Origin of the sequence: Lysobacter sp. KIS68-7 (assembly GCF_021284745.1) — a bacterium.
Taxonomy (GTDB): domain Bacteria; phylum Pseudomonadota; class Gammaproteobacteria; order Xanthomonadales; family Xanthomonadaceae; genus Noviluteimonas.
Window position 1 is genome coordinate 1,467,843 of the sequence record NZ_CP089925.1, and the last position, 13,837, is coordinate 1,481,679.

Sequence of the window (13,837 nt, forward strand, 5' to 3'; positions counted from 1 at the left end):
AGCAATAGATGAATGCAACGGGGCCGAAAGGCCCCGTTGTCGTTTGGGCGGTGAACCAACGCGCGCAAGGTCAGTCAAACTGCGCCCATCCCCCCACCGGGCGCCATCCGCGAATGGATACCCGCAGCGATTCCACCTCACATCTCCACCGCGCGTTCGACGCCCTGCGCGAACAGCTCTCCGCCGAGATCGTCGGCCAGGGCGAGCTGATCGAACGCCTCCTCATCGCCCTGCTCGCCGACGGCCACCTGCTCGTCGAAGGCGCGCCGGGCCTGGCCAAGACCAGCGCCATCCGTGCGCTCGCCGCCCGACTGGACGCCGAGTTCGCGCGCGTGCAGTTCACTCCGGACCTGCTGCCCGCCGACCTCACGGGCACCGAAGTCTGGCGCCCGCAGGACGGCCGATTCGAATTCCAGCCCGGCCCGATCTTCCATCCCCTGCTGCTGGCCGACGAGATCAACCGCGCGCCCGCGAAAGTCCAGTCCGCCTTGCTGGAGGCGATGGGCGAGCGCCAGGTCACCGTGGGCCGCCAGACCTATCCGTTGCCGCCCCTGTTCCTGGTGATGGCCACGCAGAACCCGATCGAACAGGAAGGCACTTTCCCTCTGCCCGAAGCGCAGCTCGATCGCTTCCTGATGTACATCCGCATCGGCTACCCCGCGAGTGCGGCGGAAACCGAAATCCTGCGCCTGGCGCGCGAGCGCGCGCGCAACGTGCTGCAACCGGTCACCGAGGCGATCCAGCGCATGCCGGTGCAGGACGTGTTCGACGCGCGCGCCGCGGTCCTCGACTTGCATGTCGCCCCGCCGGTGGAGCGTTACCTCGTCGAACTGGTCCTCGCCTCGCGCGATGCCGCGCGTTACGACGCCGCGCTCGCCCGCCGCATCGCCTGGGGCGCGAGCCCGCGTGGCTCGATCGCGCTGGAGCGTTGCGCACGCGCGCGTGCCTGGCTCGCGGGCCGCGACTTCGTCACGCCCGAAGACGTCCGCGCCATCGCGCCGGACGTGCTGCGCCATCGCGTGTTGCCGAGTTACGAGGCCACCGCCGAAGGCTGGGACGGCGACCGTCTCGTGCACGCCCTGCTCGACAAGGTGCCGCTGCCCTGAGCATGGACGGCATCACGCCGACGCTGCAGGAACTCGTGGGGCTGCGCGCGCTTGCGTTCGGAAGGCGCGCGGCGAAGCGTGGTCGCCATGGCCTGTCCGGCCATGCGCTCTCACCCTTGCGCGGGCGCGGCATGGAGTACGCGGAGTCGCGCGAATATGCGATCGGCGACGACGCGCGCCACATCGACTGGCGCCTCACCGCGCGCAGCGGCCGCCCGCACACCAAGTTGTTCCAGGCCGAGCGCGAGCGACTCACGCTGGTCGTCGCGGATACATCGCCTGCGTTGTATTTCGGTACGCGCACGCGCTTCAAGTCCGTGCAGGCCGCGCGCGCGGGTGCGATTGCCGCATGGGCGGCCTTGCGCGACGGCGACCGCCTCGCCGCGCTGCGCGGCTCCGCGCGCGAAGCGCCCATTCCTCCCGCGGGCGGCCCGCGCGGTGCGCTGCGCGTACTCGATGCACTCGTGCGTTGGTATGCGAAACGCCCCGAAGACGATGCCGGCCTCGGCGTGGCGCTCGACCACGCAGCACGCGTGCTGCGCCCAGGTTCGCGCCTGCTGATCCTCGCCGACCCCGCGAGCATCGCCGGCATCGATCCGCATCGCTGGCCCGCGTTTTCGCTGCACCACGACACGACGGTGCTGCTGCTCGTGGATCCGCTGGAGCGCAATCCGCCGAAGGCTGCGCTGCCCTTCGCGACGGCGCAGCATCGCGTCGAGCTGGACCTCGCCACGGCCGCGCAACGCCAGCGCTGGCGCAATGAATTCGTCGCGCCGCTCGATGCGGCCTTGCAGGCCTTGCCCGCGCGCGGCGTGCGCGTGCACGTGTTGTCGACCGATGCGCCGAGCGATGCATGGCTCGGTGCCTGGGGAAGGACGCAAGCGAGCGTGGCCTGACATGCACCTGAGCTCACCGCCCGACCTGGTCCTGCGCGATGTCCACGCCGCTGCCGCGACGCCCTGGTGGCCGCCGGCGCCTGGCTGGTGGCTCGTGTTCGCGGCGCTCGCCATCGCGATCGGCGCGTACGCGTTCTTCGCCCGGCGCAGGCGCATGCGTCGACGCGCGATCGCACGCCTGTTCGACGACACACTCGCAGGGGCGCCATCGCCGACGGCGCAGGTCGCCGCGATGTCCGAACTCCTGCGCCGCGCCGCCCGTGTGCGCAATCCCGCGGCCGATCGCTACGCGGGGGATGCGTGGCGCGACTACCTGGACGCGGGCGCGAAGCAGCGCCTGTTCGACGACGACACCGGCGCGCTGCTGATCGACGGCGCGTTCCGTCGCGATGTCGACGAAGTCACCGTCGCCGCACTGCGCGAGCGCGCACGTCGTCGCTACCTGGAGTGGATGCGGTGAACGCGTTGCAGCCCTTGCTCGCGTGGTTCGATGCCTTCGCATGGCCGCTTGCGCTGTGCGCCTTGCCGTTGCCGCTGCTCGCGCGCTGGTTGCTGCCGCGTCGCCGTTCCGCCTCCGCCGCGCTGCGCGTGCCTTACGGTGAACGCATCGACCACGTCGCCGACGCGGGTGCCGGCCATGCCTTGCGCGGTCGCGGCCCGGGCGTGCTCGCCTGGCTCGCGTGGGCCGCGTTGTGCATCGCCGCGGCGCGTCCGCAGGTGCTCGGCCCGCCGATCGCACCGCCGCAGGTCGGGCGCGACCTCATGCTCGCCGTCGATCTGTCCGGCAGCATGAGCGAGGAAGACATGGAGCTCGGCGGGCAACCCGTCGATCGCCTCACGGCAGCGAAAGCCGTGCTCGCGGATTTCCTCGATCGACGCGCGGGCGATCGCGTGGGCCTGCTCGTGTTCGGCCAACGTGCCTATGCGCTGACGCCGCTCACGCTGGACCTGACCACTGTGCGCCAGCAACTCGACGACAGCGTCGTCGGCCTGGCCGGCCGCGAAACCGCACTGGGCGATGCGCTCGCCCTGGCCACCAAGCGCCTGCAATCGCAACCGAGCGACCAGCGCGTGGTGGTGCTGCTCACCGATGGCGTGAACACCGCGGGCGTGCTCGACCCCGACAAGGCTGCCGAACTCGCGCGCGATGCACACGTGCGCGTGCACACGGTGGCCTTCGGCGGCGAAGGCGGCATGTCGGTGTTCGGTTTCCACCTGCCGATGCCGGGCGGCGACGATCCGATCGACGAAGCCGGCCTGCAGCGCATCGCGCAGGCCACGGGCGGCCGCTTCTTCCGCGCGCGCGACACCGAATCGCTCGCCGGCATCTACAGCGAAATCGATCGCATCGAACCCATCCGCCGCCCCGGCCAGGCCGTGCGCCCGCGCCTGGAGCGTTACCCGTGGCCGCTCGGCATCGCGCTTGCACTCGCGACGCTCGCAGCGGCCTCCGTTCCCATGCGGAGGCGCGGATGAGCGCGTTCGCCTTCGAAGGCCTGCATTTCCTGCGCCCGCTGTGGTTGTGGGGCTTGCTCGCGCTACCCGCGATCGCGTGGCTGTGGACGCGCCGCTTGCGTCGCGACGACGCGTGGCGCGCATCTGTCGATGCGCATCTTCTGCCGCATCTGCTCGAACCCGCATCGAACCTGCGCACGCGCGGTTCGCTCGCGGTGGTGCTGCTGGCGTGCACGCTCGCGCTGCTCGCGCTCGCCGGGCCGGCATGGAAGCAGATTCCGCAACCTTCCTGGCAATCCCGCACGCCGCTGGTGATCGCCGTCGACCTGTCCAGCGCCACCGCGGCCGCGGATCTTCCGCCGTCGCGCCTGCTGCAGGCACGCGCGAAGATCGGCACGCTCCTGCACGAGCGCGATGGCGGACAAGTCGGCCTGATTGCCTTCGCCGACGATGCGTACACGGTCGCGCCACTCACCGACGATGCGGCGAACGTCGCCTTGTTCCTCGACAGCCTCGCACCGGACGTGATGCCCGTGGACGGGCACCGCCCGGATCGCGCCATCCGCCGTTCGGTCGCGTTGTTGCAGCAGGCCGGCTTCGACCATGGCGACATCGTGGTGTTGACCGACCACGGCGACGCAGCGGCCAACGCGGCGGCGCAGGAAGCAGCGCGCAAGGGCATGCGGGTGTCCGTCCTCGGCCTGGGCGGCACGCAGCCGGTGAAGGTGCAGGCGGCGGACGGCAGCGTGTCGAGCGTGTCGCTCGATGTCGCGTCGCTGCGTTCACTCGCGTCGGCGGGCGATGGTGCGTTCGCACCGATCGCGATGGACGATGGCGACCTGCGCACGCTCGGCATCCTCAACGCGCGCGGCGCGGAGGCCGTGTCGACGCAAGGCCGCGCCGGACGCAGTTGGAAGGACGAAGGCTATTGGCTGTTGCCGCCGCTGATGTTGCTGGCCTTGTTCGCGTTCCGCCGCGGGTCGGGCGTTGCGGTGTTGTGCCTGGCGATGCTGATGCCCGTTAGTTTTGCGCGTGCGCAAGACGCGCAGGCGCCGCAGGGCACGCTGTGGCGCCGCGCGGACCAGGAGGCGGCGCGGCGCATGGACACGGGGCAGGAGGCGTATCGCGCGGGCGCGTTCGCGCAGGCGGCCAAGCATTACGACGGTCTGCCCGGTGCCGATGCGCACTACAACCTCGGCAATGCGCTCGCGAAGCAGGGCCGCTACGACGAAGCGATCGCCGCTTACGATGCCGCGCTGCGCGCACAGCCCGGCATGCCCGATGCGCTCGCGAACAAGCGCGCCGTCGAAGCTGCGAAGAAGCGCAAGCCGCCGCAGGGCAAGAACAGCAAGAACAACGATCCGCGTGCGCAGGGCCAGCAGGGCGGGAAGTCCACTTCAGATTCGCAGGACGGCGACCTCTCGCCGCAACAGGCGCAACAACAGAGGGGGCAGGGCTCGCCTACCTCCGCGCAGTCGCAATCGCAGGACAAACCCGCGCAGGGTCAGCAACAGCAGCAACAGGGCCAGGGCTCGCAATCGAAACCCGAAGCGCCCAAGCCCGGCGCCGCGCAGTCGCAACAGGCCGCGGACGCCGCGCAACGCGAGCGCATGCAAAAGGCACTCGCAGCGCAGCAGGCGAAGCAGGGCGGCCAGGACAAGAAAGCGGGCCAGGCGCAGAAGCAGAACGAAACGCCGGAGGAACGCGAACGTCGCCTCGCCAACGAAGCCTGGATGCGCCGCGTGCCGGATGATCCGGGCGGGTTGCTGCGCGCCAAGTTCCGCCTCGAATACGAACGTCGCCAAATGGAAGGACAAGACTGATGCGCGTGCGTTCGCTCCGCGTTTTCCTCGGCGCCTGCCTCGCCCTGCTGTGCATGGCGACGACCGCGCAGGCGCAGGTGCGCGCGTGGCTGGACCGCGACCGCATCGAATCGGGCGAATCCACCACGCTCAACATCGCCGCCGAATCGCTCACCACCGCGCCCGACTACGCGCCGCTCCAGCGCGACTTCGAACTCAGCGGACATGCGAGCCAGCGCAGCGCGAGCATCGTCAACGGCACCACGTCGATGCATGTGCAGTACTCCGTCGAACTGACGCCGCGGCGCGACGGCGTCATCACGATCCCGTCGCTGCGCGTCGGCAACCAGACCTCGCCGCCGCTCACGCTCACCGTCGCCCCTGCGAGCCGCGTGCCTGCGCAGGCGGGCGACATCGCGTTCATAGAATCGGTCGTCGACGACGCCAACCCCTACGTGCAGCAAGCCGTCGGCCTCAAGCTGCGCCTGTATTACGCGGTGCCGCTGGTCTCCGGGCAACTCGACCAGCCTTCGCCCGATGGCGCGACCTTGCGCAAGGTCGGCCAGGACGTGCAGTTCCAGCAGGAGTTGCAGGGTCGGCGCTACAACGTCGTGGAGCGCCACTTCCTGCTCATAGGCGAACACAGCGGCCGCATCGTGCTGCCCGGCGCGCGCTTCCGCGGGCAGGGCGTCGGCGGATTCATCGACGACCTGTTCGGCGACGGGCGTCGTCCGCTCGCGGCCGATGCGCCGCCGCGCACCATCGACATCAAGCCGATCCCCGCGAATGCGCCGCAACCCTGGTTGCCGCTCAACGACCTGCGCCTGCGTTACACGACGCTGCCGCAATCCGCGCGCGCGGGGCAGTCGGCGACGGTCGCGATCGAAGCCGTGGCCGATGGCGCAGTCGGATCGCAGCTTCCCGAACTGCAATTGGCCAGCGGCGCGGGCGCACAGGTGTTCCCCGCGGCGTCGCAGTCGGACGAAACCTTCGACGACGGCCGTCCGCGCACGACGCTCACGCGCACGTTCTCGATCGTGCCGACCCGCGCGGGCGGGTTGCGCGTGGAAGCACCGCGGATCGAATGGTGGGATGTGCGCGCAGGCGTCGCACGCACCGCCACCTTGCCGCCGATCGTGTTGCAGGCTGCGCCGGGCACGGCAAGCGCACAGGCACCGAGCGCCGGCAATGCAGTGGCGAGCGCGGTGCCGCAACAGGAGGATCCTGCTGGTGAGGAAGGCCGCATCCGCATCCCGGGCATCCAGGGCCAAATCCTGCCGTGGGCAGCGGCCGCCGCGTTGTTCGCGGTGTTGTGGCTCGTGACCTTGTTGTGGGCGCTGGAACACCGCCACCCGCCGGCGCGCGCCGTGGCCGGCGACACGATGCCGTCGCCGCCCGCGCCGCAGGCGCCCGACCTCAGGCGTGCCTTGCATGACGGCGACCTCGCCGACATCACCGATGCCTTGTGCGCATCGGTGAACCCGCCCGCGCACGACATCGACGCTCTGCACGCACGCCTGGACGATGCCGCGCAGCGCGATGCCCTGCGCCTGCTGCAACGCGCGCGCTGGTCCGACGGCGACCCGCGCGTGGCGCGAGATGCCCTGCGCCGCGCCTTCGCGCACGGCCCGTCGCTGGCGAAGGACACCGCGCCCGTGCGCGCGGTGCTGCCGCCGCTGTATCCCCCGGCCTGAGGTATCCGGCGGTCCGGGATACCGGCTACAGTGCGCCCGTTCCGCGGGTGTCCGCGGTAGTACCGGGACCCCGCGATGACTGACGAGCACAAGGCCGGCAAGGGCCTGCCCCTCCACTGGAAGATGGCGATCGGCTTCGCGGCCGGCCTCCTGCTCGGACTGACGGCGCATTACGTCTCCGGCGCCGATGCCACGTGGGTGCAATGGCTCACGACCTGGGTGACGCAGCCGGCTGCCACCTTGTTCCTGCGCCTGATCTTCATGCTCGTCATCCCGCTGCTGTTCTCCGCGCTCGTCGTGGGCGTGGCGGAAATGGGCGACGTGCGTTCGCTCGGCCGCATCGGCTGGCGCACGCTCGGCTACACGGTGGTGGTCTCGGCGATCGCGGTCGCGCTGGGCCTGTTCCTGGTGAACCTGTTCCGCCCGGGCGACGGCGTGGATCCGGCGCAGGCGCAGCAACTCCTGCAGCAGGGCAGCGCACGCGCGCATGCGATCGTCAGCAGCACGACGGTGCAGCCCAAGGGCCTCGACATGCTCATGTCGATCGTGCCCGACAACGTGATCAAGGCAGCGGCCGAGAACACGATCCTGGCGGTGATGTTCTTCGCGCTGATGCTCGGCATCGGCCTGGTGCTCACGCGCAGCGAGAACGCGTCCATCCTCAAGCGCGGCATCGAAGGCCTGTTCGAGGTCTCGATGACGCTCATCGGCATCGTGATCCGCCTCGCCCCGTACGCGGTGTTCTGCATGATGTTCAACCTGGCCGCGCTGTTCGGCTGGGACCTGATGGCCAAGCTGGGCGCTTACGTGGGCGTGGTCGTGCTCGCACTGGCGATCCACCAGTTCGTCATTTATTCGCTGGTGCTGAAGTTCGTCGGCGGCTATTCGCCGGTGCGCTTCTTCAAGGGCATCCAGGAAGCGATGGTGATGGCCTTCTCCACCGCTTCGAGCAACGCCACGCTGCCGACCTCGCTGCGCGTGGCCGACGAAGAACTCGGCCTGCCGCGCCGCGTTTCGCGCTTCGTGCTCACGGTGGGCGCCACGGCCAACCAGAACGGCACCGCCCTGTTCGAAGGCGTGACGGTGCTCTTCCTCGCGCAGTTCTTCGGCGTGGACCTCAGCCTCACGCAGCAGGCCACGGTGATGTTCGTGTGCATCCTCGGCGGCATCGGCACGGCCGGCGTGCCGGCGGGCTCACTGCCGGTGGTCGCGCTCATCTGCACCATGGTCGGCGTCCCGGCCGAGGGCATCGGCCTGATCCTCGGTGTCGACCGCTTCCTCGACATGTGCCGCACCACGCTCAACGTGACCGGCGACCTCATGCTCGCGACCGTCGTGTCGGCGGGCGAGCCGGCCGACGCCCCCGCTGCAGAGCCCGTCGCGGGCTGATCGGCGTCAAGGGGAACGGAGGGCGCGGGTTACAATCCGCGCCGCCCGCCGCCTTTCCCCCCGATGCCCACATGACGACGCCCAGCCGCCGCGACCTCGCCAACGCCATCCGTTTCCTCGCCATCGATGCAGTGGAGGCCGCGAAGTCCGGCCATCCGGGCATGCCCATGGGCATGGCGGACATCGCCGAGGTGCTCTGGAACGATTACCTGCGGCACAACCCGAACAACCCGAACTGGTTCAACCGCGATCGCTTCGTGCTGTCCAACGGCCACGGTTCGATGCTGCAGTACGCGCTGCTGCACCTGTCGGGTTACGACCTGTCGATCGACGACCTGAAGAATTTCCGCCAGCTCGAGTCGAAGACGCCGGGCCACCCGGAAAACTTCATGACCCCGGGCGTGGAAACCACGACCGGTCCGCTCGGCCAGGGCTTCGCGAACGCAGTGGGCATGGCGCTGGCGGAAAAGCTGCTCGCGCAACGCTTCAACCGCCCCGAATTCGAAGTCGTCGACCACCACACCTGGGTGTTCATGGGCGATGGCTGCCTGATGGAAGGCATCTCGCATGAAGCTGCGTCGCTTGCCGGCACCTGGGGCCTCAACAAGCTGATCGCGCTGTGGGACGACAACCACATCTCGATCGACGGCAATGTGCAGGGCTGGTTCACCGACGACACGCCGAAGCGCTTCGAAGCCTACGGCTGGAACGTGATCCGCAACGTCGACGGCCACGACGCCGACGAGATCAAGCGCGCGATCGACACCGCGCTGTCCTCCACCGACCGCCCCACGTTGATCTGCTGCCGCACGACGATCGGTTTCGGTTCGCCGAACAAGGCGGGCAAGGAGTCCTCGCACGGTGCGCCGCTGGGCAAGGATGAAGTGGCCAACACGCGCGAAGCGCTCGGCTGGTCGTTCGCCCCGTTCGAAATCCCGCAGGCCATCCGCGACGGTTGGCGCGCAGGCAACGCGGGCCTGGTGCGCGAAGACCAGTGGAACCGTTTGTTCGACGGCTATGCCGCGCGCCATCCCGAACTCGCCGACGAACTCGTGCGCCGCGCGCGCAACGAGCTGCCGGAGAACTGGGCGGCCGAGGCCGACGCCTACATCCGCAAGCTGCAGGCCGACGGCCCGGTCGTCGCCTCGCGCAAGGCGTCGCAGATGGCGCTGGAAGCTTACGGCCCGCTGCTGCCGGAACTGATCGGCGGCTCGGCGGACCTGGCGCATTCCAACCTGACCTTGTGGAAGGGCAGCAAGTCCGTCACCAGCGACGACGCGAATGCCAACTACGTGTACTACGGCGTGCGCGAGTTCGCGATGACCGCGATCAGCAACGGCATGGGCCTGCACGAATGCTTCATCCCGTACGACGCCACCTTCCTGGTCTTCAGCGACTACGCACGCAACGCCGTGCGCATGAGCGCGCTGATGGGCGCGCATGCGATCCACGTCTACACGCACGACTCCATCGGCCTCGGTGAAGACGGCCCGACGCACCAGCCCATCGAACACGTCGCCACGCTGCGCTACATCCCGGGCAACGATGTGTGGCGCCCGTGCGATGCCGTTGAATCCGCGGTGGCCTGGCGCGCTGCGATCGAACAGCACGATGGTCCGTCCTGCCTGGTGTTCACGCGCCAGAACCTGGCGCACCAGGCGCGCACCGATGAGCAGGTGCAGGCCATCCGTCGCGGCGGCTACATCCTGCGCGACAGCAAGGGTGCGCCGCAGACGATCCTCATCGCCACGGGTTCGGAAGTGGAACTCGCGATGAAGGCCGCCGACCAGCTCGGCGATGGCGTGCGCGTGGTGTCGATGCCTTCGACCGACGTGTTCGACCGCCAGGACGCGGCTTACCGCGAATCGGTGCTGCCGAATGCCTGTCGCCGCCGCGTGGCGATCGAAGCGGGCGTCACCGATTTCTGGCGCAAGTACGTGGGCCTGGATGGCGCGGTGATCGGCATCGATCGTTTCGGCGCGAGCGCGCCGGCCGAAGCGCTGTTCCCGCATTTCGGCTTCACGGTCGAGAACGTGGTGAAGGCCGCCAAGGCCCTCGCGTAAAACTCAGGCGAGCTCGAACACGGCATCCGCAAGGCGTGCCGTGTCTTCGGGCGAGTGGCTGACCCACACCATCGGCAGCGCGACTTCGTCGCGCACGCGCTGCAGCCAAGGCAGCAGTTCGTCCTTGCGTGCGCGATCGAGCATCGACAAGGGTTCATCGAGCAACAGCAAGGCCGGTTGCGAGAGCAGGGCGCGGGCGATGGCGATGCGTTGCGCTTCGCCGCCGGACAGCCCATCGGTGCGACGGTGGAGCAGGCCACCGATGCCGAGCAGTTCGACGATCGCCTCCATCGCGAAACGCGGTGTCGCCTCGCGACGCGGCGCGCCGTAGAGCAGGTTGGCGCGCACATCCAGGTGCGGGAACAGGCGCGCGTCCTGGAACACGTAGCCGATGTGGCGATGGTGCGCCGGTTCGTCCACGCCGGTGTTGGCATCGAAGAGCGTGCGGCCATCGATCGAAATGCGTCCGCGCGTCGGCCGCACCAGCCCCGCGATGGCATGCAGCACCGAGGTCTTGCCTGCGCCCGATGCGCCCACGAGCGCGATCGCGCGCTGCGTGCTTTCGATGCGCACGCTGCTGCGGAACGCGCCGCGCGCCACGTCGATGTCGATCGAGAACAGCGGGTGCGTCACGACACCTCTCCGCGTCGCTGCCGTTGCACCAGCCACTCCGAGCAGAACACCGCGGCGAAGGAAATCGCGACGGCAACGATCGCCAAGCGCCACAAGCCAGACTCGCCCCCGGGCACCTGCATCATTCCGTACATCAGCGCCGACAGCGTCTGCGTTTCGCCCGGGATGGCGGACACGAAGGTGATCGTTGCGCCGAACTCACCGAGCGCCTTCGCGAAGGCGAGCATCGCGCCGGCGACGATGCCGGGCCACGCGAGCGGCAGGGAGACGGTGAGGAACACGCGCCACGGCGGTGCACCGAGCGTGGAAGCCGCCTGTTCCAGGCGCACGTCGACCGCTTCGATCGCCACGCGGATCGCACGCACCATCAAGGGAAATCCCATGATGCCGCTCGCGAGCGCCGCGCCCGTCCAGCGGAACGCGAACACGATGCCGAAGTTGTCGCGCAGGAACATGCCGATCGGGCCCCGCGTGCCGAAGGCCATCAACAGCACGAAGCCCGTGACGACCGGCGGCATCACCAGCGGCAGCACGAGCAGCGTGTCGAGCAGCAACTTGCCGGGAAAGCGCTTGCGCGCGAGCAACCAACCGAAAGCGATGCCGAAGGGCAGGCTGCACGCCACCGCGGTGAGCGCGACCTTCAGGCTGAGCGCGATGGCCTGGTATTCGGCGGTGCCCAGCCCGGCCATGCGTCAGAGCAGCCGGAAACCATGCCGCGCGAAGATCGCGCGCGCCGCCGGCGTCTGCAGCCAGTGCACGAAGGCCTTCGCCTGCGGATGCGTGCTCGCGGCGATGCGGGCGACGGGATACACGATCGGTGCGTGCGAATCGGCGGGGAACGTGCCGACCACGCGGACTTTCGGTTCGGCCATCGCATCGCTGCCGTACACGATGCCGAGCGGCGCTTCGCCGCGCGAAACCAGCAGCAGCGCCGCGCGCACGTTTTCCGCTTCCGCGGTGCGCGCCTTCACGCCGTCCCATGCGCCGAGCTTCGTGAGCGATTGTTTCGCGTACTTGCCGGCCGGCACGCTGTTGGTGAGTGCGACGGCGAGGCGGCCGTCCGTGCCCAGCAGCGGCACGAGGTCGAGGCCGGGTTTCAGCGCGACGTCTTTCACCGACGAAGTGCTCGGTGCAACGAGCACCAGCGTGTTGCCCAGCAGGTTGCGGCGCGTCGCGGGATCGATGAGCTTCTGCTTCTGGAGTTCGTCCATCCAATCCAGGTCGGCCGAAATGAAGACATCGGCAGGCGCGCCCTGATCGATCTGCCGCGCGAGGGCGGAACTCGCTGCGTACGACACGCGCACCGGTGCGCCGCCTTCGTGTTCGTAGGCCTTGGCCGCTTCGTCCATCGATTCCTTCAGGCTCGCCGCGGCGAAGACCGTGAGCGGCGCAGGCTTGTCCGGGGGCGTTGCACCGGCGATGCAGGCGAAGGCGGCGAGCAGAGTTGCGAGAACGGTCGAACGCCAGGTCATGGCACATCCTCCACGTGGATCGATTGGACCTGGCGCGCCGCTCGGGCAGGGCGCGTGTCATCGGGGACCAACAGGCGCAGCGGGCCTTCCTTGTCGTCGATCGCCTTTCCGTCGCAGCGATCGACGAGGTAGACCGCGCGTCCACCGAGCGATGCATCCAACTCGCCCAGCGAGAACACCACGCGATAACCGTCGCGCGCCGTCACCACTGCGACGCGCGCCAGGTGGGCGCCGCGCAGCGGTGTCGTCGGCATGGCGTTCGCGGCGCGCAGCAGGTCGACCAAGGCCACGCCTTCACAATGCAACGCGCGCTCGTGGATCTTCATCTCCACCGGATGGCGCGGCAGCGGCGCGAGGTGCGCCGCATCCAGTGGCACCTGCACGGGTTCGGCGGCGAAGGCGGGGACGAACGTGAGCGCGCCGAGCAGCGCGCAGGCGAGGGTCCGCATGTCAGATCCTGTCCAGGGGAATGCGCAAGTATCGCGTACCGTCCGCCGCCGGCGCCGGCAGCGCGCCGCCGCGCAGGTTGACCTGCAGCGATTGGAGGATCAGCGCGGGCATCGGCAGGGTGGCGTCGCGCGCCTTCCGCATCGCGACGTAATCGCCTTCGGTGGTGTCGCCGCGCAGGTGCGTGTTCTCGCGCTTCTGCGCGCCGATCGTGGTTTCGCAGGCGGCCTCGCGGCCGTTCGGGCTGTAGTCGTGGCACACGAACACGCGGGTGGTGTCGGGCAGCGTGTAGAAACGCTGGATCGTGCGGTACAGCGTGGCCGCGTCCGCGTTCGGGAAATCGGTGCGCGCGGTGCCCGAGTCGGGCATGAACAAGGTATCGCCGCAGAACAACGCATCGCCCACGAGATACGCGACGCAATCGGCCGTATGCCCGGGTGCCGCGATGACGAGCCCTTCCATGTCGCCGATGGAGAAGCGTTCGTCTGCGTCGAACAGATGGTCGAACTGCGAGCCATCCGAAGGCACGTCGTCGCCGAATCCGAACACCGGCGCGAAGCTGCGCTGCGTCTGGCGGATGCCGTTGCCGATGGCGACCTGCGCACCTGGAAAACATTCGCGCAGCCATTGCGCTGCGGAAAGATGATCCGCGTGCGCGTGCGTTTCCAGCAGCCATTGCACGCGCAGGCCGTTTGCGCGGACGTACTCGAGCAGCTTGCCTGCCGAGTCGTGCGAGGTGCGCGCGGACTTCGCGTCGAAATCCAGCACCGGGTCGAGGATCGCCGCGGCGCGCGTCGCCGGGTCGACGATCACATGGCTCCATGTGCCCGTGGCGGGATCGTGGAAGGACGCGACCTCGGCTGCCATGGCGATGCCCTCG

The 13,837-nt window shown here is 69.2% G+C and carries 13 protein-coding genes; 8 read left to right on the forward strand and 5 right to left on the reverse strand.

The features are described from left to right. Nucleotides 1-113 precede the first annotated feature (113 nt). The 8 genes from LVB87_RS06965 (at nucleotide 114) to tkt (ending at nucleotide 10,405) form a co-directional block, all read left to right on the forward strand. Nucleotides 114-1,106 (forward strand): MoxR family ATPase, encoded by a 993-nt coding sequence (locus LVB87_RS06965; RefSeq protein ID WP_232900174.1) that lies wholly within the window; start codon nucleotides 114-116, stop codon nucleotides 1,104-1,106. Between the two features lie 2 nt (nucleotides 1,107-1,108). Continuing rightward, nucleotides 1,109-2,002 carry a DUF58 domain-containing protein gene (locus tag LVB87_RS06970; protein WP_232900176.1) on the forward strand — a complete coding sequence of 298 codons (894 nt, stop codon included), beginning with the start codon at nucleotides 1,109-1,111 and terminating at the stop codon, nucleotides 2,000-2,002. A 1-nt stretch (nucleotide 2,003) separates the two neighbouring features. After that, nucleotides 2,004-2,462 carry a DUF4381 family protein gene (locus LVB87_RS06975; protein ID WP_232900177.1) on the forward strand — a complete coding sequence of 153 codons (459 nt, stop codon included), beginning with the start codon at nucleotides 2,004-2,006 and terminating at the stop codon, nucleotides 2,460-2,462. Next, on the forward strand, nucleotides 2,459-3,478 hold the full coding sequence (locus LVB87_RS06980; protein WP_232900178.1) for a VWA domain-containing protein: 1,020 nt from the start codon (nucleotides 2,459-2,461) through the stop codon (nucleotides 3,476-3,478). Before LVB87_RS06975 ends, LVB87_RS06980 begins: the two co-directional genes overlap by 4 nt. After that, nucleotides 3,475-5,280, forward strand: coding sequence for a VWA domain-containing protein (locus LVB87_RS06985; RefSeq protein ID WP_232900180.1), 1,806 nt, complete (start codon nucleotides 3,475-3,477; stop codon nucleotides 5,278-5,280). Before LVB87_RS06980 ends, LVB87_RS06985 begins: the two co-directional genes overlap by 4 nt. Next, a complete protein-coding gene (locus LVB87_RS06990) occupies nucleotides 5,280-6,953 on the forward strand; it encodes a BatD family protein (protein WP_232900181.1) in 1,674 nt (557 codons plus the stop codon). The genes LVB87_RS06985 and LVB87_RS06990 overlap by 1 nt, the downstream gene beginning before the upstream one ends. Before the next feature lie 75 nt (nucleotides 6,954-7,028). Next, nucleotides 7,029-8,342: a dicarboxylate/amino acid:cation symporter gene (locus LVB87_RS06995; RefSeq protein WP_232900183.1), complete on the forward strand. Its 1,314-nt coding sequence runs from the start codon at nucleotides 7,029-7,031 to the stop codon at nucleotides 8,340-8,342. 71 nt (nucleotides 8,343-8,413) lie between these two features. After that, on the forward strand, nucleotides 8,414-10,405 hold the full coding sequence (tkt, locus tag LVB87_RS07000) for a transketolase (RefSeq protein ID WP_232900184.1): 1,992 nt from the start codon (nucleotides 8,414-8,416) through the stop codon (nucleotides 10,403-10,405). Nucleotides 10,406-10,408: 3 nt separating this feature from the next. Here the strand turns inward: tkt and LVB87_RS07005 are convergent, their stop codons facing one another. The 5 genes from LVB87_RS07005 to LVB87_RS07025 are packed head-to-tail and all read right to left on the reverse strand — an operon-like array spanning nucleotide 10,409 to nucleotide 13,824. Then, on the reverse strand, nucleotides 10,409-11,026 hold the full coding sequence (locus LVB87_RS07005; protein WP_232900504.1) for an ATP-binding cassette domain-containing protein: 618 nt from the start codon (nucleotides 11,024-11,026) through the stop codon (nucleotides 10,409-10,411). A gap of 8 nt (nucleotides 11,027-11,034) precedes the next feature. After that, nucleotides 11,035-11,727, reverse strand: a complete 693-nt coding sequence (gene modB / locus LVB87_RS07010; RefSeq protein WP_232900185.1) for a molybdate ABC transporter permease subunit — start codon at nucleotides 11,725-11,727, stop codon at nucleotides 11,035-11,037. Nucleotides 11,728-11,730: 3 nt separating this feature from the next. Beyond that, complete coding sequence (gene modA / locus LVB87_RS07015) at nucleotides 11,731-12,510, reverse strand: molybdate ABC transporter substrate-binding protein (RefSeq protein WP_232900187.1); 780 nt, start codon at nucleotides 12,508-12,510, stop codon at nucleotides 11,731-11,733. Continuing rightward, nucleotides 12,507-12,959: a hypothetical protein gene (locus LVB87_RS07020; protein WP_232900189.1), complete on the reverse strand. Its 453-nt coding sequence runs from the start codon at nucleotides 12,957-12,959 to the stop codon at nucleotides 12,507-12,509. The genes modA and LVB87_RS07020 overlap by 4 nt, the downstream gene beginning before the upstream one ends. Nucleotide 12,960: 1 nt before the next feature. Beyond that, nucleotides 12,961-13,824 carry an MBL fold metallo-hydrolase gene (locus LVB87_RS07025; RefSeq protein WP_232900190.1) on the reverse strand — a complete coding sequence of 288 codons (864 nt, stop codon included), beginning with the start codon at nucleotides 13,822-13,824 and terminating at the stop codon, nucleotides 12,961-12,963. Between the last annotated feature and the right edge of the window lie 13 nt (nucleotides 13,825-13,837).

Coding starts and splice junctions, on each gene's coding strand:
- LVB87_RS06965 (WP_232900174.1), top strand. CDS start 114: ATGGATACCCGCAGCGATTCCACCTCACATCTCCACCGCGCGTTCGAC.
- LVB87_RS06975 (WP_232900177.1), top strand. CDS start 2,004: ATGCACCTGAGCTCACCGCCCGACCTGGTCCTGCGCGATGTCCACGCC.
- LVB87_RS07025 (WP_232900190.1), bottom strand. CDS start 13,824: ATGGCAGCCGAGGTCGCGTCCTTCCACGATCCCGCCACGGGCACATGG.
- LVB87_RS06970 (WP_232900176.1), top strand. CDS start 1,109: ATGGACGGCATCACGCCGACGCTGCAGGAACTCGTGGGGCTGCGCGCG.
- LVB87_RS06985 (WP_232900180.1), top strand. CDS start 3,475: ATGAGCGCGTTCGCCTTCGAAGGCCTGCATTTCCTGCGCCCGCTGTGG.
- LVB87_RS06995 (WP_232900183.1), top strand. CDS start 7,029: ATGACTGACGAGCACAAGGCCGGCAAGGGCCTGCCCCTCCACTGGAAG.
- modA (WP_232900187.1), bottom strand. CDS start 12,510: ATGACCTGGCGTTCGACCGTTCTCGCAACTCTGCTCGCCGCCTTCGCC.
- tkt (WP_232900184.1), top strand. CDS start 8,414: ATGACGACGCCCAGCCGCCGCGACCTCGCCAACGCCATCCGTTTCCTC.
- LVB87_RS07020 (WP_232900189.1), bottom strand. CDS start 12,959: ATGCGGACCCTCGCCTGCGCGCTGCTCGGCGCGCTCACGTTCGTCCCC.
- modB (WP_232900185.1), bottom strand. CDS start 11,727: ATGGCCGGGCTGGGCACCGCCGAATACCAGGCCATCGCGCTCAGCCTG.
- LVB87_RS06990 (WP_232900181.1), top strand. CDS start 5,280: ATGCGCGTGCGTTCGCTCCGCGTTTTCCTCGGCGCCTGCCTCGCCCTG.